Source organism: Pedobacter gandavensis (assembly GCF_032678465.1).
GTDB classification, from domain to species: Bacteria; Bacteroidota; Bacteroidia; order Sphingobacteriales; family Sphingobacteriaceae; genus Pedobacter; species Pedobacter gandavensis_B.
Map to the genome: position 1 here is coordinate 110,303 of NZ_JAVTSK010000009.1, position 20,475 is coordinate 130,777.

General features: G+C 40.3%; 15 protein-coding genes. 8 read left to right on the forward strand and 7 right to left on the reverse strand.

Annotated elements, in window-relative coordinates; all coding sequences use genetic code 11:
• Positions 1-239: 239 nt before the first annotated feature.
• A complete protein-coding gene (locus R2Q94_RS16670) occupies positions 240-770 on the reverse strand; it encodes a hypothetical protein (RefSeq protein WP_316822602.1) in 531 nt (176 codons plus the stop codon).
• A 49-nt stretch (positions 771-819) separates the two neighbouring features.
• Positions 820-1,239 (reverse strand): hypothetical protein, encoded by a 420-nt coding sequence (locus R2Q94_RS16675; RefSeq protein ID WP_316822603.1) that lies wholly within the window; start codon positions 1,237-1,239, stop codon positions 820-822.
• 107 nt (positions 1,240-1,346) lie between these two features.
• Between R2Q94_RS16675 and R2Q94_RS16680 the strand changes: the two genes are divergently transcribed.
• Entirely contained in the window at positions 1,347-2,033 is a 687-nt protein-coding gene (locus R2Q94_RS16680; protein ID WP_316822604.1) for a Crp/Fnr family transcriptional regulator, read from the forward strand.
• 175 nt (positions 2,034-2,208) lie between these two features.
• The gene (locus R2Q94_RS16685; RefSeq protein WP_316822605.1) at positions 2,209-2,931 is read left to right on the forward strand and encodes an ATP-binding protein; all 723 of its coding nucleotides are present in this window, start codon (positions 2,209-2,211) and stop codon (positions 2,929-2,931) included.
• An 80-nt stretch (positions 2,932-3,011) separates the two neighbouring features.
• Here the strand turns inward: R2Q94_RS16685 and R2Q94_RS16690 are convergent, their stop codons facing one another.
• The 5 genes from R2Q94_RS16690 to R2Q94_RS16710 all read right to left on the reverse strand — a co-directional run bounded on the left by R2Q94_RS16690 (position 3,012) and on the right by R2Q94_RS16710 (position 7,790).
• The gene (locus tag R2Q94_RS16690; RefSeq protein WP_316822606.1) at positions 3,012-3,917 is read right to left on the reverse strand and encodes a hypothetical protein; all 906 of its coding nucleotides are present in this window, start codon (positions 3,915-3,917) and stop codon (positions 3,012-3,014) included.
• Positions 3,918-3,923: 6 nt separating this feature from the next.
• Positions 3,924-4,823, reverse strand: a complete 900-nt coding sequence (locus R2Q94_RS16695; protein ID WP_316822607.1) for a DUF6175 family protein — start codon at positions 4,821-4,823, stop codon at positions 3,924-3,926.
• Position 4,824: 1 nt separating this feature from the next.
• Positions 4,825-5,310: a hypothetical protein gene (locus R2Q94_RS16700; RefSeq protein WP_316822608.1), complete on the reverse strand. Its 486-nt coding sequence runs from the start codon at positions 5,308-5,310 to the stop codon at positions 4,825-4,827.
• A 26-nt stretch (positions 5,311-5,336) separates the two neighbouring features.
• The gene (locus R2Q94_RS16705; protein ID WP_316822609.1) at positions 5,337-6,281 is read right to left on the reverse strand and encodes a CsgG/HfaB family protein; all 945 of its coding nucleotides are present in this window, start codon (positions 6,279-6,281) and stop codon (positions 5,337-5,339) included.
• Between the two features lie 282 nt (positions 6,282-6,563).
• Positions 6,564-7,790, reverse strand: coding sequence for a LuxR C-terminal-related transcriptional regulator (locus R2Q94_RS16710; protein ID WP_316822610.1), 1,227 nt, complete (start codon positions 7,788-7,790; stop codon positions 6,564-6,566).
• Positions 7,791-8,179: 389 nt separating this feature from the next.
• Between R2Q94_RS16710 and R2Q94_RS16715 the strand changes: the two genes are divergently transcribed.
• The 6 genes from R2Q94_RS16715 to R2Q94_RS16740 all read left to right on the forward strand — a co-directional run bounded on the left by R2Q94_RS16715 (position 8,180) and on the right by R2Q94_RS16740 (position 20,456).
• The gene (locus R2Q94_RS16715; RefSeq protein WP_316822611.1) at positions 8,180-9,136 is read left to right on the forward strand and encodes a hypothetical protein; all 957 of its coding nucleotides are present in this window, start codon (positions 8,180-8,182) and stop codon (positions 9,134-9,136) included.
• Between the two features lie 94 nt (positions 9,137-9,230).
• A complete protein-coding gene (locus R2Q94_RS16720) occupies positions 9,231-10,598 on the forward strand; it encodes a PP2C family protein-serine/threonine phosphatase (RefSeq protein ID WP_316822612.1) in 1,368 nt (455 codons plus the stop codon).
• Positions 10,599-10,642: 44 nt separating this feature from the next.
• Positions 10,643-14,626 carry an FtsW/RodA/SpoVE family cell cycle protein gene (locus R2Q94_RS16725; RefSeq protein ID WP_316822613.1) on the forward strand — a complete coding sequence of 1,328 codons (3,984 nt, stop codon included), beginning with the start codon at positions 10,643-10,645 and terminating at the stop codon, positions 14,624-14,626.
• An 11-nt stretch (positions 14,627-14,637) separates the two neighbouring features.
• Positions 14,638-15,432 (forward strand): FHA domain-containing protein, encoded by a 795-nt coding sequence (locus tag R2Q94_RS16730; protein WP_316822614.1) that lies wholly within the window; start codon positions 14,638-14,640, stop codon positions 15,430-15,432.
• 9 nt (positions 15,433-15,441) lie between these two features.
• Positions 15,442-16,992, forward strand: a complete 1,551-nt coding sequence (locus R2Q94_RS16735) for a serine/threonine-protein kinase (protein ID WP_316822615.1) — start codon at positions 15,442-15,444, stop codon at positions 16,990-16,992.
• Positions 16,993-17,210: 218 nt separating this feature from the next.
• Positions 17,211-20,456, forward strand: a complete 3,246-nt coding sequence (locus R2Q94_RS16740) for a LodA/GoxA family CTQ-dependent oxidase (RefSeq protein WP_316822616.1) — start codon at positions 17,211-17,213, stop codon at positions 20,454-20,456.
• The last annotated feature ends 19 nt before the right edge of the window (positions 20,457-20,475 follow it).

Sequence of the window (20,475 nt, forward strand, 5' to 3'; positions counted from 1 at the left end):
TTTTCAATCTAGCAACATGATGAAGCCGTGGTTCCAAATCATTAGGCTCAATTGATTTCAGCAATAGAGGCGGTTAAAGCGATAATATAGACTACTTTCTTTTGCTAGTCGCCCATTTTCGTATTCCTGCAGGAGAGTTCCAAACCATCCATTATTGGCATATTAATATCCATAAATATCACGACATATGCATTTTTCAATACTGCTGCCATGCTTATAAAAATTAGGTTTGGGAATTTCTATTGGTATTTAAACCGATATATTTTTCTAAAAAGTGTTAATGTTCCCAAACGGCTATTAAAACCCATAATTGGACTATTTATTACAGCAAGGCTGTCATTTAGCCGATTCACTGTAGTAGAATCTTTAGCTAAAAGAACACTATCTATCAGTGTAAAGATATACTTCCCTTCTACTTTCTTATCAGTTGCACTGATGATAAAGCCATCCGCATCAGATACCATAATGGATTCAAATCCTTTTTGACGGATCATCTCTGCTCCATAAAGGTCAATTTGCTGATGGTTTTTATTCAGCATTTCTCCGCGTATGGCCCAGACATATGGCCTTGCGAGTAACTTGAATTCCTCGAACTGTTGCTGTGAGTACTGTTTATTTGCACGGTCTTTAACCGTTTTGAAATGAAGATCATTCCATAACCAAATTATACCGTTTATGAGAAGGGCAATTAGTATCACTAATGCAAGTTTATATTTAGCCAGGAAAGCGATTGTACGTTTAAATTTACGTGGATTTAGTTGCTGTGCCATAATTGTTTTTTTAACCCTTTTAATAAACAGTATAATTTTTGCAAACCCATTAGTTGGATTTAAAAATCACCATAGACCCTGGATAACTAATTGCAGGTTCATTTTCAGCAGTGATAAAAAAGCCAACCGGTTTAAAGGATGTAAAAGTTTCCAGGTAACCTTTTAAAAGTCTGGAGAACATACTAGAACTGCTCTGGAGCTGACCAATATTTTTAGTTCCATTTTTATCTGTCTCCATCCATACTACATAAGTTTTTCTGGAAGGATGGAGGTCTTTTGATGGTGCCAGATGAGTTACCTTTATCTCAACTTTATAATTATCATTATCGCCTTTATCTACTTTAGCAATCGCATATGCGGCAGGAGCAATGCCTGAATTTTGCATCACAAACTTTTTGGAACAGGAAGAGAGTAATAATACCATAAAGAATATCAGGCAAAGAGTTTGGGTAAAAGATTTCGTTTTCATTTTTTTATAGGTTTAGTTGAATAATTCGTTTTACTTCAAAACAAAAAAACAGTATTTTAAAACAATAAAAGTTGACGATCATCAACCATAGATAAATATATTTACATATGAATTTTGACATTTCTAAGTATCATTTCAAGAGTGATACCTTATTTAAATCTGTACTGCCTGTATACATGGATGAATTGAAGGGCATTTCAAAACTTGCAAAATTAAAAAAGGGAGAAGAACTGTACCGTGAGGGAAGCATGCCAAAAGCTGTATACCTTGTAAAGAAAGGAAAGATAAAAATACAACAGACTGGCGCAGATGGCAAGAGTCGTATAGTTTATATCTACACTGTTGGAGAGTGCTTTGGTTTTAGACCCATCCTATGCAATGAAAAACACCCTGTCTCTGCATTTATTTTGGAGGATAGTGAGATTGAAATCTTCAATGGAAGAGGTTTTTTGGATATCGCCAAACGTTCACCTAATTTATCTTTTAATTTAGTGGAGATCCTAAGTTTCGAATTCAATGTTTGGATCAATCTGATAGGATCCTTATCTCATAAATCAACTAAAGAAAGAATTGCACTGATTCTGCTTATATTGAATGAAAAATATCGATCTGCGGCTCCTGAACCAGTAATTACTCTTTCAAAATCTGACATAGCGAGCTATTCAGAAACCACAGAAGAGACGGTAGTCAGAGTACTTACTTTCTTTAAAGAACAGCACATCATATCCAATGAAGCCAGAAAGGTTATTATTAAAAACAGACAGTTGCTTGAAATTATAGCTGAAGGATTCTAATAAATCTGATAACACACAATATTCAAAGCATTTTAATGTCTATATAGATGAGCGCGTTAATTTTCTTTAATCCTATTCAGACCTTAGTTGTATTTCTCAAAACTGATCCCCTTTCTCTGACCATAATTGTCATAACTTTGCTGCAGATCCGATGACCATTAAATTATAAACAAATATGAACGTGATTGATTTTATCATCAATGATAAAGAGCCTGTATTGTTGAATGACATTTTTCTGGATGAAGCCAATAAATCTAATTTTGAACAGCTGATCAAAGAAAACACCTACCAGGAGGAATTACGTAAATATGGACTACCGGTTAACAATAAGGTCTTGTTACACGGTAAATCTGGCTGCGGCAAAACCATGTCGGCCAAAGCAATTGCAAATGCACTTCAGAAAAAAATACTCATTCTTAATCTGAGTACGATCATCAGATCACGTATTGGTGAAACTTCACAAAACCTGAAAATGATCTTTGACAAAGCTGGAAAAGAGCAAGCAGTGCTGTTTCTGGATGAATTTGATCAGATTGGCAAAGAAAGAAGTACTGATGACAAAGATGTTGGGGAAATGAGAAGATTGGTGAATACCCTCCTACAATTGATCGATTACTATCCTGAAAATGCGGTATTGATTGCTGCGACCAATCATCCGGAACTGATTGACCAGGCCTTGTTAAGACGATTTCAACTTCAGCTCAATTTCGAACTTCCTTCCAGGAAAATCCTGGACCAATATTATGACAAACTATTATCCGCGCTTCCTGCTGAAGTGAATGATATCCCACGTAAATATGACCTCTCTTTTGCTGAAGCAAAAGATTATGCGTTTACGCTTGCAAAAGGAATCATCATCAAAAAATTAGAAGCAGAAGCTGGAATAATCAATTCTTAATGCAATCAGTATTTTTCTTTAAAAAAAAATGGGCTGTACCAATTTGATACAGCCCATATCCGTTCCTTAAAAGGATGGTATTAAATTTTATCATGAAGGTGTACTGCAATCTCCTCAGTATTGGAAATCAGGATTTTCATTTTTTCAATTTCAGATTTCTTTTCAAAAATGTCTTTCTCCTTTTCAAACTGCCTGATGGTTTCCTGATTGACCCGGGTCCCAATCTGTTGGATCAAAGCAGAAACTTCCTGATAACAGTCGGCCGCCGGATCTACAAAGCGCAGGTAAGTTAAAGCTTTATCATAACCTTCCTTTGATTCCTCTAGTTTCGCTTTGAGCAACTGATGACTACAATATTCATTTTTCTGCTCCTGATAAATGGAGGTAATTAACTTTTCTACCTCTTTATAGCAGCCCATTTCCTCTGGAACATAGCGCAATAAGGCAAAAGCCTTGCTAAACTCTTTTCGGTCAATGTTTACTTTGGCCGACTTTAAAATCTTCGGACAGTTTTCCTGGTAGAAATTTTGGATCAATTGTTCTCCGGATGCTAAGAATTCATTGAATTTTTTATCACTGGGTCTGATCTCCTGAATCACCTTGGCGATGGCCGCATCTACATCATTTGCGGTGGCAATCGTGGTTTTGCTAAAGGTATTAAAGGTCAACTGAAGTTCCGGATTCTCAATGCTCAGTTGAACCTGTATTTTCATCACTTTAACCTCTCCCATATCTCCGGCGGTCATATTGCTCAGCACATTAATTTTAGGAAGGATGGTAAAAGGCGATTGGTTGGAAAAACTCAGTCGATTCCTGAAATTACTCTTTAACTGCCCTACCAGGGATTCGTAGTGTTTTTTCAGGACCAGTCCATCTCCCTCCGGCGTACTCACACTGTAACCAATGGAACTTACCTTTATGGCTTGCGCGAAAATCGTTGTGCCTGAAAAAACGAGCAACATCATATTTAACAGCATTCTTTTCATAAATCCTTACTTAATCGTCACAAACAAGCTCTGACCTTTCACGTTCCGGGTTGCGGTTAAGTTTTTGCTTTTTAAGAACCGAATGATTTCGTTTGCAAATTTATTTGGATTATAAGGCTTATCCGTCTCCTGGTCGAACAAGGGAATACGAACCTCGTCGAATATCATTTTATTTTCAACAATACCCGCTAAATTGGCTCTGCCTCTAAATGCATTTGCAGAAATCCACTCTTCAATGGCCTCATTTAAAAAGCTACCTCCATCCAATTCGGCATCAAAATCTATCTTACAATTTTCATCCAGATTGAAATGAATTACCAATGCTCTACCGATATCCCTGATTTCATCCGTTTTTACCATCAGGTTATTCATGAATTCTTCCTGCATCTTTTCAAAAGCTTTAATGATAAGTTTCTCTACATCGTTGGTAGCAAATCGTCCACTTGAAGCGGTTTGATTTGAGAAACTTGCCCCTGAGTGCGTTTCAAATGCCGTTACATTTAAAGTAATATTGGTTCCTGCATCATCCGTACTGTTCTGCACATCAACCTGCACATAAAAATCAGCACCAGACCCACTCAACAAATCCGATTTGAAAGTGGCTTGTCTATCCGCTGTAAAAGCAGCATTGGCTTGTGCAGCACGCAAATTCGCTACAAAATCTACGGTAGACCATCCCCGTTGATCAAATGCTTCCTTCACTTTTGATACTGCAGTACGGATGGCAGGATTATTATCTAAAACAGTTTGAATATTCTCGTCCTGCTTATTATAGGGTACCACCATAATCTTTGCAGCAGCCCGAGTCATCTCCGTACTTCTGGTCGCTGCGATTTGCGCCTGAGCATTTGGAATAAAAAAAGCCAGAACTATGCAAAGTACTGTACTTGCAAATATTCTTCTCATATTAGAAACCGATTTTATTTAACACTTTATTGCGTTCAAGTTCCGTACGTAAAGCATTGTAATTCAATTTAAATTCTACCACTGCAGAAACACATTTTGTGTTGCCCGAACAGGTATAAAAGGTTGGATTGGAGTTCGTAACAAACTGCTTATAATCACTTTTCCAGAACTTATCAAAAAACGCTTTGTTATCATTTTCAATGGATTTTCCTTTGCGGATCATTGGATTTTTAAAATCCGTCCCAGGAAATCCCATATAAAACAATTGCTGCAAAGCTTTCTTATGTGCATCCTTAAGTGCCACTTCATGTCCTTCATTCTTTGAATTGTTCGGAAATTCATCACTAACTCCTCTTAGCGTCACCAAACCTTGTGCATCGTGATTAATCACCGAAGAATTCGAATAAGGATTTGTCAATAGTTTTTTAGAACAGCTAGATACAGATAAGCCAAAGCCTAACAGTACCAAAAATTTAATTTTTCTCATTTTTATTTGAATTATTTAGTCATTTATTATTTTGTTAAGACACCGAATGTTACTTTGTCAGTAACCGCCTTTTTGATGTTTTTCTCCCCCTCAATTATCGTTGCGCTGGAGAAGTTTCCATCGTCTACACTAAACACCCATGCAGCACCGATTTTTTGTTGTCTTTCGATGGCTTTTCCACCTACACTGACCATGTTCTTAGCGACAATTTCCAACAATTGTCCTTTATTGATTCCTAAATTTGACCCCGCAGCAATGACAAAATTCTTATATGGGCCTTTGAAATTTCCATCTTTCGCAGATTGCGGTTTTCCACCTTTGCCAATCCACTCCACAATCTCTATGCGCATCGGAAAGTTTTTACCTGTAAAGCGCTTTACATTATCACTTAAGCGCTCCAAAGCAACTTTAAAGGAGGCATCTGAATTGTCTTTTAATTGGTTTAATTGAGTTTCTCTGGCTTCCATCGCTTTCATCTCATCCTTATGATAATGGGCTTTGATGATTGCTTTTAGATCTTCTGCTTCCGCAACAGGTTCAGAATTGATACTTTCAGTAGTTATGATTTCACCTGTCGACACGTCCAGAACTTTTAATTGTATAGTCACATTACTGTTCCATTTATCTTTCTTGTTGGTATGCTTTATCCCCAGAATATTGCCTTCAACCATAAAACTGGCTCCTTTGCTTACCCCATCTTTAAAAGACTCCTTACTATCCATGAAGGCTTCTGTTCTTTGTAATTTTTTCTCCTTCTCCAGGCTCTCCAGGTTGCTGCGATCTACCACAGTAAATCTTTTAGAAGCTACAAATGAGTTGATAATGGTTTCCTGAATGATTTTGACTTCCATCTTCGAAACTGTTTCCTCATCGAAGGACATAGGAATAAATGCGACACCGATCTTTTCCTGAGCTTTTATAGAAAGGCTACATAAGAATAATGACGCAATGTAAAATGATTTTTTAATCATGATTTGATAAAAATGGTAATGAAAATTTGTGATTGGTAAAGCCGCAAAGTTTAGCTATTTAAACAGCGCTTCCAAGCCCTCAAAAGGTAGTTTAAAGGTAGTCTGAAGGTAGTTTTCAGTACAAAAGGCTGGGTAGTGGAATGGGTAGTACAGCAGGATTTACACCATCAAGACATTAATCTTAAGATCGTTAAACAAAAAACACCTTAAATCTCAGGGCTAAAATAACTAAGCCCCTGTAAAAACTACAAGGGCCTGTTTGAGCGGTTAAGATAAGGGAGATTACATCAGTGCCGAGCGGCTGTTGACCTCTAAAATATCATATATAGTTTTGAGATGATATTTCACTGTATTATCTGAGATAAACAATTCGGCGGCAATTTCTTTATTCGTTTTCCCCTCACGAACCAGTTCAATAATTTTTAAATGACGAGGCTTCAATTTAGAAACATCAATAGTGCTCAACAATGCGGTGCTTTCCTCTGCGTCTGGTTGATTGGCATCCTTTAATAAGCGAAAACGCAAAAGTTCCAATTCCTTTTCAGTAGAAAGACGACGCTGCTTATTTGCTTTATTCAATTTAAACAAAGCAATGATCAAACCCAATAACAGGATGATCACATAAATATAAAGTAAGGTGATCTTCTTTTGATTACTACTTTCTTCCAAATTACGCTCTTGTAAGAGTTCTTTCTCTAACTGGTTCAATTTTCCACTACGATTTGCAGCATCATACTGACGTCTTTCCTCACTTACCTGTTTTTGTACTTCATAGGCATTTTTAAAATCACCATTCCCAACGTAGAAGAGAATCATACTTTCAAGCATCGTAATTTTATAGATATCTATCCCATACTTATTTGCATTATCATAGCCGTTATCAAACGCTTCCTGTGCTTTTTGCTTATCTTTTAATTTGTTATACAGTTGAATTTTGGCTTTATATAACACTGGTAAATGCTTTGGGTTTTGTTGTTCCAAAAGCCTGATCCCAGCGTCAAAATGTTTTTCAGCAGCAATATAATTCCCTTTTTTGAGCTCCAGTTGACCTAGGATACAGATGTAAAAGGCAAGTGTCTCTTTCTGTACATAATGGAGGTGCTGAGGATCTACCTGCTTTAGAGATTCCAACAACTCCTTCTCATTATTTAAATCATAATGAATCAGTATACGTTCAATGAGTATGCGCGTTTCCGTTTCCACCTTATGCTGGCTCAATTGACCTTCATGATAGGCATTTTGTAGATTTATCAGCGCACCGGAATAATTGTACAGTTGCTTATAAGTTAGAGATTTTTGCAAGTAAGCATGATACTTATCATAGGCTGTAGATTTTGGATTGTTTAAGATACCTTCCAGCTTGATTAAAGATTTTTCATTTTGATTGTTGCCGTTTAAAACAGAGATCTCTTCCTGTAATTGATCATAGTTAATTGTTTGGGTAATGTCGGATGAAAAAGAATTGAAAATAGTAGTCGCACAAATCAGAAATAGGAAACGTAAAAACATGGAAGGTAACAGCGATCAAATAGAAAATTAATTTTAACTGGCAAAGATAAAAAACAATTGCTCAGGGCTCATTAAAAATCAGCTGAACCTATCAAGAAAGATACCTTCTTTTAGTCAAAAAGAAATAAACACAAAATTATCAGTTAAAAAAGGAACACATTCAAGGAAATAACAATAGTATGGAGTCTTTAGATTCCTTTACCTCATCCTCCTGGAATAATTCAATGGAATGTAAGTCGGACACCATGATTAGAAATCCCAGCAGCAATCTTATGAAAAAAGCAAGCTGATCTGGGTTTTCAACCTTTCAAAGAGGATAGTTATTTTTACACTGAAATACCTAGATTTACCGTTATATAATAAATTCAAAGATCATTAAACGTTTATAAATGGAAGAAAAACCTTCTTTTTGGCAGCGAATAGGTATTCAGGATTGGTTTTTAAGCAATAATAACCAAACTGATCCGGTAGCTAAAGCAGAGCCCCTTACGCCCGATACCGTTTATACCTACATCATAGAGAAATTCAAAGAATCTATTGGCGAACTTTCCTTTGCGGAACGCGTGGTTTTTTATCATGAATATATCATCTGCTTAAATACGGAGGATTATCGTGCATTTATGGACAACAGGAACGGCCTGTTCGGACTCATTGCACAAGAATCTGTAAAGAAGTTTTACGACCTGTTGAACGATTATGCTGCTACAGGAAAAAGAGTAGAGCCATCCAGTAATAAATGGGTATTTCGCTTTGTTTCTCATCCCGACTATAAACCTGGCGACAAAGGCTTTATTGGTAAATTAATGCCAGATGGCGGCCAGAAGCAAGAAAATCTGAGGGTTACTTTTATCCCCAGACAAACCGGACTGGCTCAGACATTCGATATTAGTAACGATATCCTAAAGGATTTCATCTTTTACAGCGAAGGTTATTATGAAATCCCCTATCTGGCTAACTTAAAATTTGCGACGAAGCAGCAGGAAGTGCAGGAGGAAAATGTCGTATTGGCAAGATTTGAAACTACCCTGCCTGATAAGGCTTACGCAGGACAAAAACTGGAATACCTGATGAGGTCTAAAGACATCATCATTTCAGGCAATGAGGAGAACAGAGAAGATAAAAATGTTTTCAAAATTCCTTCTGAATGGCTGAACTCTCCGCACCTGCAAATCCGATATCACTCAACAGAAGATAAATTCTTCCTTTCTTCATTTGGAGAGAAAACGATATTAAATGAAAATCTGGTGGAAAGAAGTAATCCGGATGATCCAAAATGGATAGAACTACCGATGAATTCCAGAATTATCCTGAACGGAATTATTGGTATGAACATATTTAAAGCCTAGTATATGTCACAAGTCCTGTCATTAGCGTTATTGCTGATATGTTTTGTCTTACTCATCGCACATTTTATGTCCATTAAAAATTCGACCCACAAAAATGATGGATAGCAACTATTTTGGAATAACCGATACCGGAAAAGTGCGCAGCAATAATGAAGATACCTTTATTGCCGAGAAAATTGCAGAGACAGATTTTATTCTGGCTTGTGTCATAGATGGCGTTGGCGGTTATTCCGGTGGCGAGGTGGCTGCCGGAATTGCCAGAGCAACACTACTTAAACTGATGGCTAAACCAACTGCTGACCTGCTGCAATTGATGCGGGATGCAGTGATAGCAGCAAACGATCAGATCCTAAAAGCCAAACAGGAGCAAAAAGCACATGAAGATATGGCCTGTGTACTCAGCATGGCAGTGGTGGATATGAAAAATAACCTGTTCTATTACGCGCATGTAGGTGACACCAGACTCTACTTACTGAGAGACAATTCTTTAATAAAAATATCTAAGGACCAGTCTTTCGTTGGTTTCCTGGAAGATTCAGGGCGTTTAACTGAGGAGCAGGCAATGCAGCATCCGAAACGCAACGAGATCAATAAAGCCTTAGGTTTTCCAGGCAGTATAACCGGCCATGCAGAAGATATTGAAACCGGTCAGTCTCCTTTCCTACCCGGCGATCTGATCCTCCTTTGTAGTGATGGATTGTCGGACATGGTGAACAAGGAAGGGATTACTAATGTACTTTTGCAAGACCTTACACTGGTCCAAAAGGGCATAGCTTTAATCAACATGGCTAATGCCAATGGAGGTCGCGATAACATTACCGTTGTACTGGTTAAAAATGATAAAGCCACATTTATACATGAAGCTTTAAAACCAAAATCACAACCAAAGAAAAATAAAACGCTAACCCCAGTTCCAGAATCTGTTGCCCCTATCCTGCCGCAGACAGTTCCAATAGGGAATGAAGCCAGGGCTGAGGAACCCATTAAAAAACAAGGCAATAAATTAATTCCATTATTACTGCTAATCGGCTTACTTGTGATTGCAGGGATAGCTTATTTCTTCTGGAAGCAATCGAACACAGACATCAGATCTGAAGCTGTTCCTGACTCCACAATTGCTGAACCTTCTCAGGCTTTTAAATTACAGGACACCCTTAACAAGCTCAAAGGAAATATCCTGATCCTGGACACGGCTATTTTTAAATCGCCCATCCTCATTACTGAACCCATTAGGATCAACAGAGATAGCTTATACCTAAAGGCGGAAAGCAAACTGGTCATTAAAAGTGATACCGGATATAAAGGACAGGCATTTATGATTTCTCCGGCCAATAAGAGCACGCTATTGGAAAACTTTATTTTAGAGAATTTTGAGGATGTCAGTGCTTTACAGAAAAAGGGAGTCCTGCTGAAAAACGTACAATTTATCAAAACAGATCTTCCGGCTGTAAAGAAAAAGTAACCAGATACACTATTAAAAACACCATCCGCTAATTAAATCACCACATGGACAAAAAAACAGCAACAAGTCAAAACAGAAAGGTTGAGCGTACATTTCTACTTCTCAGCACAATGGTATTGGCTGCTTTATTTGTCACGCTATATTTTACCCAACAAAAAACATTTGCAGATGTGCAGCCCCGTTTAACCGAGGGTACCATGCTGAATTTAAATGATGCTGAGCCCGGTAAACGAATAAAAAAACTCCTGACCAAAGGATATTATTTTGAAGACAAGAAGGACATTAACCTGATTGAAGAAGTTGTAGGCAACCAGGTTTCACTCAACAAAGAGGCTATTGATAATATTGGCGAGCTGAACAAACGGAATTTTTTTGTTCCTGCGGATATTGCTTTTTCAAACGGTGGCAAGAACTTTAAAGAAAGGGTAATTGCTTCCCGGCTGTTGTTAGGCTTTACGGGTAGTGATTCTTTGAAATACATTCAGGAACAAAGAAAACCGCAGCAAGTCCCAGCATTAAAAGACTTCTCTAAAGGCAGTTACAGCATCACTGGCAAAATCACTGACACCGCGAATAAACCTGTTGGCGGTGTTTTGATCCGACTACAAATGGTCCTGCCCCAGGACACTGCTTATGCGGAAGACGAAGAGGTTCATGACTTTATTGCTTACCTGAGAACAGATGCAAATGGAGCCTATCATTTCCAACATCTGCCCGACAATAAGGCCTATAGTGTACTTCCCTTAAAGCCCGGTGCCCAGTTCGGAAAGTCTCAGGGATTACAGGAACTGGATAAAGATGTGATGCTTAATTTCAAACAATCCCCGCACAGCATCCGGCTTTTTTCTACCCGTGATTTCAAAATCCTTAAAAAAGAGAAATCACTGATTGTTCGCACACCTGAAAATTACAACCAATGGTACTGGATTATTGTCGCTTGCTTCTTTAGTGGTTTCTTTTTACTTCATTTCCTACTGCAAGCCAGGTATCCCCAGGCTGATCAATTGATCTTACCCATTATCATGCTGATGACGGGCTTTTCTTTTCTCACCCTACTCAGTTTACAGGATCCATTGCGCGATCGTTTCCTGGCCAGGGATAGCCTTATTTTTTATGGTCTGGGAATTTTGAGCATTGGAATCATGCTGTCATTAAACATGCGCAGGTTCAATGTAGACTCCCGTTTGTACCGTATGTTATTGGTAAAAAATGCATACAGCAAGGCTAAAGGCTGGCAATGGGCAATTATGGCCATCTGTTTACTGGTATTTACCATCATTTTTGGTACCGGTCCTGAAGGCAGTGGGGTAAAAGTGAATCTATTTGGTGTACAACCCAGTGAAATAGTAAAATATGCGATCATCCTTTTCCTTGCCGGTTTCTTTGCCTCAAATGAGCGTTTCATTACCGAGTATAGCAGCTGGAAAAAACGCTGGTTTTTCTTCTCTTTTGCTTTAATTGCGATCCTTGTGGCCATACTGATGTACCTGCTACTAGGTGATCTTGGTCCGGCAATGGTGGTCTGTTTCACTTTTATCATTCTTTTTTCTTTTTCGCGTGGCGACTTTATGATGATGGTAACTGCCATCCTGATTTATGTGCTGAGCGCATGGCTGCTCAATGTATGGCTGGCTACCTTAGCTACCCTGGCATTGGTATCGCTGATCATGGTGATCAACAAAAAGACCAGTGAATCGGCCATCATGATGGTTGTGGTTATGGCTGCCTTCTTATTGATTGATCAGGTTCCTTATCTGGACAAATTGATTCCAGGCCCTGTAAACAGACTTAGCGAACGTAAATCGATATGGCAGGATCCATGGAACAACGAGGTCTATGGTGGCGATCAGGTGGCAAATGGCATATGGGCGATCTCCAGTGGCGGCATCAGCGGTCAGGGGGTTGGACAAGGTTTTGCCAAAACGATTCCTGAAGCGCATACCGATATGATTTTACCAGCTATTGGGGAAGAATTTGGTCTGGCAGGTATCATAGGCATATTCATTTTGTTCCTCATATTCTTGCACCGGTCCATTCTGATTGGCCGGCAAACCGGCATGCCCTTTCTTTTTTATTTATCCGCCGGAGTGGGCATCAGTTTATTCGTCCAGTTTCTGCTCATTGCAGGAGGTTCCACAGGTGCCTTACCACTATCAGGTGTGGCATTGCCATTTATCAGTTATGGCGGATCCTCATTGGTCGCAAATATGCTGGCAGCAGGATTTTTAATTGCAGTATCCCTGGTAAAAGGCACGAATGTACAAATGACATACCTGACCCGGCAACAGGACAAGAACCTCGTTCCGGCATTACTCACTGCAAGCATTGCCATAGTATCGCTTACCCTTACCGTAGCCAGCTACATCATTCACAATAAAAAGTGGGTGGTTCAACCGGCTTTGGTGGCCGACAGAAGTGGTTCAAGGATGTTCAGTTACAATCCTAGAATTGCCATTTTAATGAACAAACTGGCGGCTGGCGACCTATATGACAGGAATGGTCATATTCTGGCGACAAGTAATCCTGATCACATTAAAAAACAACAACAAGAGCTACACAATGCCGGGATCAGTTATAACCTGGATTCAGCAGCACATAAACGGATGGATCGTTACTACCCATTTGAGGACCAGTTGTTTTTCTGGGTGGGCGATAACAATACCAACGTGTTTAACGGAAGTACCAATGGTTATTTTGCCGAATACGAACATGCTGCCGAACTGAGGGGCTTTAAAACACCAACAATTTCATTTAACACCCATGCGCATAAATACCGAGAAAACAGATTTCTGCCGAGAGGAGTAAAAGAAATGACGGTCAATAAAAGAGATTATTCTGCCCTAGCACCATTGTTGTTGTCAGGCATCAATAGTGAAGAAGTGGAAACCTTCAAAAAACGTAACCGGGATGTGAAACTGACTATAGATGCGGCTCTACAAACGACCATTCAAAATACCATGGCTCAGGATACTGCAATCAGAAACAGTCGGGTATCAGTGGTCATCATGGAAGACGGGACTGGCGATGTCCTTACTTCGGCAGTTTATCCCCTCCCTCCTCTTAAAAACTGGGATTTACTGAATATGAGTACCAGTGACCAGAATAAATTGGCTGGATGGTATACGACTACAGATTTAGGCTTTACCACTGCCACTCCACCAGGCTCAACAGCCAAAGTATTGACTGCAATGGCCGCCTTCAACAAAATGGGGCCTCAGGCGGCAAACAGAACATTTACCGTAAGCATGGCCGAACGGATTCGAACCAAAGGTATTGAACCCGATGAAACAGGTCGTATCAATATGGAGCAGGCCGTTGTCAAATCAAATAATGTTTACTTTATTAAAATTGCCAATGAGGAACATTTGCAAGATGAAATGGCCAGCTTGTATTTAAAAACAGGAATGTTTTTACATGGGGTTGGTGGCTATTATTATGGTAGGGATACTGCAAATACCAAACAGGAAGACAAATGGAGATCCCTTTGGGAAAAAACGGAGTTTAATACCAGACCAAAGTATGATCCTGCAAGAATCCGGAGAACCAGGGCCAAAGGCATTTCAGGAATGGCATGGGGTCAGGGTGAGCTAATTGCTACGCCTGCAGCTGTTGCCAGATTGGTTTCAGGTGTCGCCAATAATGGCAAACTGGTAGCCAACCGTTATGTATTAAAAATAAGCGATTCGGCAACTTCCATTAACCCTGCGGTTAAAATTGCCAAGGATTCCCAATATGCGAATACCATTGCTGGTTACATGTTGAAACAAAGTGCCAATAAAACCAGTTTACTGGGCTTAAAGGTAGCTGGTAAAACAGGAACGCCGGAAAGAATCTGGAAGAACGAACAAATAAACGATGGCTGGTATACTTTTTTTGCGCCTAAGGCAAATGGAAAAGGACACATTGTGGTCTGTATCAGAATTGAATCTACCCGTGGCTCCAGCAGGGCGGTAAGACTTGCAGGTCAGCACGTCATACCAGCATTGTTAAAACTAGGATACTTAAGTAAAGAAGAGAAAAAAACTTAAAAAGAGATTGTATGTTTAATCTATTTAATAAGCGCGAATCAGGACCATTACAGGATGTAAAAGCCATCAGAGAAGCATTGCTGAATGCCATTAAACAGGAACTTCAGAAGCTGGAGGGTGGAGAAGGCAAACACATCAAAGGTCTTGCACTGCTACTGGCTTGTTTACCTGCAGAAAGGTTCATGTACGAATCAGCCGTTTTTGTAGAGGATGAAGCCAGATTTAAAAATGAAATCCAGCGCATAGTGGATGATTTTGCCATAGATTTACCAGCAGACTGGACTTTGCAGATTAATTTCGTGGAAGAATTACCGGCGGATGCCATAAAATTTGCCAACATCAATGCGGCATTGTACATCAGAACACCGGAACATGTGGTGGTTACGAAATCTAACACCGCCTATATCCGTACCTTAAATGGTGAATCGGAGAAAGTGGCCTATAAAATTACTGCAGCAGACGGAAAGATCAATATCGGCAGGGCAGCTAAAGTTCAGGTGAGTGATGGCTTTTTCAGGATCAACCACATTGCTTTTCATGACAATAGCAGCAATGAGGCGAATAAATTTATTAGCAGACAACATGCACACATAGAATGGGACAACAATACAGGCTCTTTTCTGTTGTTTGCCGATGAAGGTGGCATTCCTCCAAGGAATAAAGTCAGAATGAGGTCGCTAGGCGATCATACCCCTGTAAAACTAAATGTGGCCGAGATAGGTCATACGCTACAGGAAGGAGATCAGATTATTTTAGGTGAGCTCGCAGTTTTAGAATTTAGTTATATTGAAGTTGGTAATTATTAATATTGTATAATGAGTAAAGTTTTTACGATAACAGAAGGATTAGAAAATCTGGGCGCCCTAAGTACAGGTGGACAGGGTTCTGTGTACAAGGGTAAAAGAATCGGAACAATCATCACAGCAGTGAAGATTATGCCGACTCCTATACATACGGAAAGTGAGGACGACAAGAACTTCATCAGGTTTAAAAATGAGGTAGAAAAACTCAAGAAAGTGAATGAAGTGCCCAATCCTAATGTGGTAAAAATACTGGGATCAGGCCTGACTGAAAGTGGTTCCTTTCCTTTTATTGAGATGGAGTACATTGAAGGTCCTGACCTCGAGAAACTGCTCATGCCTCCTCACCCACCAATATTTTCGATTCAGGAAGTCATTAAGCTGGCTGAACAATTGGCCAATGCATTGGCTCATTGTCACCGGGTTGGCATTAAGCATGGGGATATCAAGAGTAACAATGTGAAATTCAATACCGAAACCGGTAATTATGTATTACTGGATTTTGGATTGGCGATCATGTCTGATGAGCAACGTCGGACCAGTCTAAGGCACGCTGGTGCGGTGGAATTTATGGCACCCGAGCAACACGATGGCGAGATGTTTTTCCAGACCGACATCTACAGCTATGGAATTATCCTTTACGAACTGCTTGCAGGAACGGTGCCTTTCCCATTGATCAACAAGAACGAAAGTTCGAGGAATCAGGTCATGATCTCACATATGGAAGCAGAGGTTCCGGACCCTGTAACCCTTCGGATCAACCGCTTACCAGAAAGCTGGGATGCAGAAAAAAGAAAAAAGGAATCGAATGTGCCAAACTGGTTGTTACACATTATTAAAAACTGTTTAGAAAAACGTCCCGAAAAGCGTTATGCCAATGGAGCTGTTTTACAAGAAGCCATTACCCATAGAGGTGCAGATGCCATAGCTCCTGTTCCAATACCAGCTCAACCGGCTCCAGTTCCATTGCAGGAAAAAGCAATAACGCCAGTAATTCCCCCAACGGACGAAGTGAGGGTATCGAAACCTGTTTTCGCCATCATGATCCTATCCATCCTCGCCTTGGGCATGCTTTCAGTATATGGTCTTTTCATGAAGACGGATGATCCTGCCTTGCATCAGGCAGCGCTGGATTCTACGAATGTTGTAAAAGCCGACACCAGTAACAATGAAACCCATTATGAACCTGATACCACAGCACAGGTTCAGTCAATTCCGATTGATACTGCTGCGCAGAAGGTAGAAATTGATAGCCTTAAGAAAGAATATGAAGCGCAGATGGCTGCTGCTGCAAAACGTGCGGAAGCAGAAGCAAAGGCAAAAGAGGCTACTCCGGTTATCGTTAGCGAAGGTAAAAAATACCAGTTGCCAAAAGGAACCCTTTATTTTTATGATGCAGCAGATGCCAATTCCCAAAAAAATGGAGTGCTAGGTCTATGGACCAATGCTAAATTTAACGTCATTGAAGAAGACAAAGGTTTTATTTATGTAACGCATACGAGTAAAGATGGGCAAGTCACCAAGGGCTGGCTCAACAAAAACGACCTTAAAGAACTGAAGGAATAAGCTAAGCTTATTCCTTTTTTTATTATCAGCATTTTTTATAGCTTTAAGCTATCAAACCCTATTGCTTACATTAACCTCTCCATTATGAATTATTTAAATGATGTTCTTCGTTTAATCAGCCATCGGCAACCTTTATTTTTTTCGTAAAAAGAGTTAATGCAAAATTCAAGATTTGCAATAGCCTCTAATTTTTTAGCAACCAAAACGAAAATTATACCATGACTGAAAAATCAAAAAAGAGCTCAGCTGCAACACCGCAGACTGCATCTTCTCCTATTATCATTGGGGAAACCACAGCAAATAAAGTAGTTTGCTGGGATAGCGAAGGAAGTACTAAAATAGTCACCGAACGCCTCAAAGAAATGTTCGTAGAAATGGGTCAGAAATCCCGAATCGAAAAAGGCCAAAAGCCTGCTCAACGCGCAGTATTCAGAAAACAACACGGCATCGTGTATGGAACCTTTCGCATAAAGAAGGATATCAAACCCGAGTTTAAAGTAGGGATTTTTGCAGGAGATAGTTACGAATGTGCCATACGTTTCTCCAGTGATACCGACCCAAAATCTCCAGATTTACACAGCACCCTCGGACTAGGACTCAAACTGTTTGGAGTTAAAGGACCAAAGTTACTGGGAGATAGTGACAATGCAGATTTCATTTTCCAGAATATAGACCGTTTTTTTGCCCGTGATGCACAACAGATGTGTAGTTTTACTACAGCTGGTGTAATCGATAAGGACTATGATGCTTACATCAATAAACATCCTGAACTTGCCGAGATCCTCAATGCGATGACAAAAGTAGAAGCAAGCTGCCTCAGCGCCGGTTATTGGGCCATACTCCCTTTTAGATTGGGTGATACAAACATCGTCAAGTATCGTTTAGTGCCGGATGATACCCATCATGGGGCTGTATTTAATGATAAAAATTATCTCGCTCTTGATTTACAATCGCGCCTGCGCAATAAGTCTGCAAAATTCCGTTTTGAAATACAACTTCGTACCAACGACAAAACGATGCCGCTCGATGATGCACAGGAAGTTTGGAGTATTGAAGAAAGCCCTTACATCTGCATTGCGGAATTGGAGCTCCCTCAACAGGATATCCTTGCCATAGGGCAATCTGAATTTGGAACTGCGCTCGCTTTTAACATCTGGAGAACCCTGGCCCAACATGAACCGCTTGGCTCTATTGCTCAGGCAAGGAAAGTCGTTTACGCGGCTAGTGCAGAAGCAAGACACCAGGCCAATGGCCAGGGTTTGGAAGAACCTGAGCACCTTAATCCTCCATTTATAGGGGATACTGATGAAAATAGTGATTGTATCGTTACTGCGGGCATTTACCCGCCAATCGGCGTCATGCGTGTGGGTAATAGTGAAGACGATTACTTTATTGGTCCGCTGGTTTCAGAACCTGTAGCCTTAACGGATGATTATGCTTACCGTGATCAAACCGGAGCCTTGAAAAGGCAGGCTGCCCAATTCAGAATTTATGGGTTCAATGCAGCTGGAAAGGCAATTAAAGAACTGACTGCTGAAAACTCGAATATTGTCTGGCATTCCCATCTGGCGAATCAAAAATCCTCCTGGTATCAATTTCAAATGGCACTGGATATTCCGGATGCCGTTGATGCACCAGCATCCATGTTGAGAAATATCAATATCCCGGACCGAAACTCCTTAATCATAGATGGTGGACATCAATCTGTAAGCGGAAGCCTGGTAAATCAAGGTCATCCTTTTATAGGGAAATTCCAGGGGGAAACTGTTTATCTGGGTGAGATGCACACAGATGAAAAAGGAAGGTTGATCATGCTTGGCGGCCATGGGGTATCCAAAAACATCAATGGAGACATTGCTATTACCTTCGCAAATAATGAAGGCTGGTACGACGATATCTCTGATGGTCCGGTTACTGCCGATGTAGAATATAAAGGCGTTAAACTTAAGGTAGAACCAGCATGGGTGATTTGCGGGCCTCCCGATTATGCCCCTATGCAAAAATCGGTTCGCACCATGTGGGATTTGATGAGAGATGTAGCTGTTGATTCGGGAATGCTGGCCCGTCCGAAAAGACCTTCCTTTACGCAAGATATCCTGCCAATTTTCCAGCGCATGACGAACCTGCAATGGGTAAATGCAGGTTTCGGAGCTGCTTTTGGCTGGGGTGGTCAATTTGATTATACTACGGCTAAATGGATGGTAAGATTAAACGATCCTTCTTCAGCAAATATGGAAATGCGCCGTACAATTTCTAATAATTTCCGTCGCTATGAAGTATCTGGTGCTGAGGCACCGCAGTTATGGCCCTGGATGTATGGCGATGCCATTAGCATCCCGACTTTAGGCTCTGTACGCCAGCACGCTACCCTATCTCAATTACAACTGTCGTTTATTGACCAATGGGTAAAAGGCGACTTCGATGCAGATTTTGTAGACATGACCGATTGTCCGCATATACCAGAGCCCATCACGATAGACAAACTTCCTATTGCAGAACAACCGGATATGCTCACTCGTGCGGCAATGGAATTCTGTCTGGCAGATGCTTTCCATCCAGGTTGCGAAATGACCTGGCCTATGCGAACTGCAGGTATGTATATGTCGGCCTTCCGATTAAAACATGCGCCTAAAACACCACCGGTTAATTCTTCTTACTATGGCCCGGTGATGAACAGCGATGTATTTACTTTAGCGAAAGGCCCTTTACTGGGAGGTCAGGTTGCTGGTGGCATTACCAGGTGGATGGCAATCCCATGGCAAACAGATACTGCCAGTTGCCGTGATGGTTATACCTCAGCCTACGATCCTTACCTACCTACCTTTTGGCCGGCAAGAGTACCAAACAATATCTTAACGGAGGAGCAATATAAGGTCTCTATGGATCCACATTTATCTGAAGAAACACGGAAACAAGCCTTTGCCTACCGAAAAGACTGGCTGGACGATTTGCCATTGGACGGCGAAGAACCGAATTATACCAACCAGATCAACAGTATGGTGAAATACTTTGACAAGCTAGCGGTAGTTCAAGCACGTCCAGGTCTGCCTAATGACCCTAACTTTCCTCCAAAAATGCAGGTGGGAATCACGCCAAATGCTCAACAGGAAGCCGCCTTATTAGCGGATGCCTTAAGTGAATTACAAGGTATCTTAAACAGCAAAAATGCATTAGACAAAGGGCTACATCAAACCTTAAATACTGCTGTCAAAGACCTCTCTCATAAAGATCTATTAACGGAACAAAATCTAATTGCAGGTACAAAAGCCAGTTTAATTAAACTCGTGGAATCAGAGCTCACAGAAGATTTCAAAACTAGTCCGGCTGTTCAGAAGCTCTTAACGCTATTGTCGTCTAAAGCACCTAAATCTGAAAAACCACTTCTGTTGAAACAGCAGGCCACTGGAGGAAGTACTGGTGTAACCGAAAAAAGCAGTCGCTTCTCCAGATTCATTCCTAGATAGGTTTAAAAGCGTCAAATTT

Coding starts and splice junctions, on each gene's coding strand:
- R2Q94_RS16670 (WP_316822602.1), bottom strand. CDS start 770: ATGGCACAGCAACTAAATCCACGTAAATTTAAACGTACAATCGCTTTC.
- R2Q94_RS16675 (WP_316822603.1), bottom strand. CDS start 1,239: ATGAAAACGAAATCTTTTACCCAAACTCTTTGCCTGATATTCTTTATG.
- R2Q94_RS16680 (WP_316822604.1), top strand. CDS start 1,347: ATGAATTTTGACATTTCTAAGTATCATTTCAAGAGTGATACCTTATTT.
- R2Q94_RS16685 (WP_316822605.1), top strand. CDS start 2,209: ATGAACGTGATTGATTTTATCATCAATGATAAAGAGCCTGTATTGTTG.
- R2Q94_RS16690 (WP_316822606.1), bottom strand. CDS start 3,917: ATGAAAAGAATGCTGTTAAATATGATGTTGCTCGTTTTTTCAGGCACA.
- R2Q94_RS16695 (WP_316822607.1), bottom strand. CDS start 4,823: ATGAGAAGAATATTTGCAAGTACAGTACTTTGCATAGTTCTGGCTTTT.
- R2Q94_RS16700 (WP_316822608.1), bottom strand. CDS start 5,310: ATGAGAAAAATTAAATTTTTGGTACTGTTAGGCTTTGGCTTATCTGTA.
- R2Q94_RS16705 (WP_316822609.1), bottom strand. CDS start 6,281: ATGATTAAAAAATCATTTTACATTGCGTCATTATTCTTATGTAGCCTT.
- R2Q94_RS16710 (WP_316822610.1), bottom strand. CDS start 7,790: ATGTTTTTACGTTTCCTATTTCTGATTTGTGCGACTACTATTTTCAAT.
- R2Q94_RS16715 (WP_316822611.1), top strand. CDS start 8,180: ATGGAAGAAAAACCTTCTTTTTGGCAGCGAATAGGTATTCAGGATTGG.
- R2Q94_RS16720 (WP_316822612.1), top strand. CDS start 9,231: ATGATGGATAGCAACTATTTTGGAATAACCGATACCGGAAAAGTGCGC.
- R2Q94_RS16725 (WP_316822613.1), top strand. CDS start 10,643: ATGGACAAAAAAACAGCAACAAGTCAAAACAGAAAGGTTGAGCGTACA.
- R2Q94_RS16730 (WP_316822614.1), top strand. CDS start 14,638: ATGTTTAATCTATTTAATAAGCGCGAATCAGGACCATTACAGGATGTA.
- R2Q94_RS16735 (WP_316822615.1), top strand. CDS start 15,442: ATGAGTAAAGTTTTTACGATAACAGAAGGATTAGAAAATCTGGGCGCC.
- R2Q94_RS16740 (WP_316822616.1), top strand. CDS start 17,211: ATGACTGAAAAATCAAAAAAGAGCTCAGCTGCAACACCGCAGACTGCA.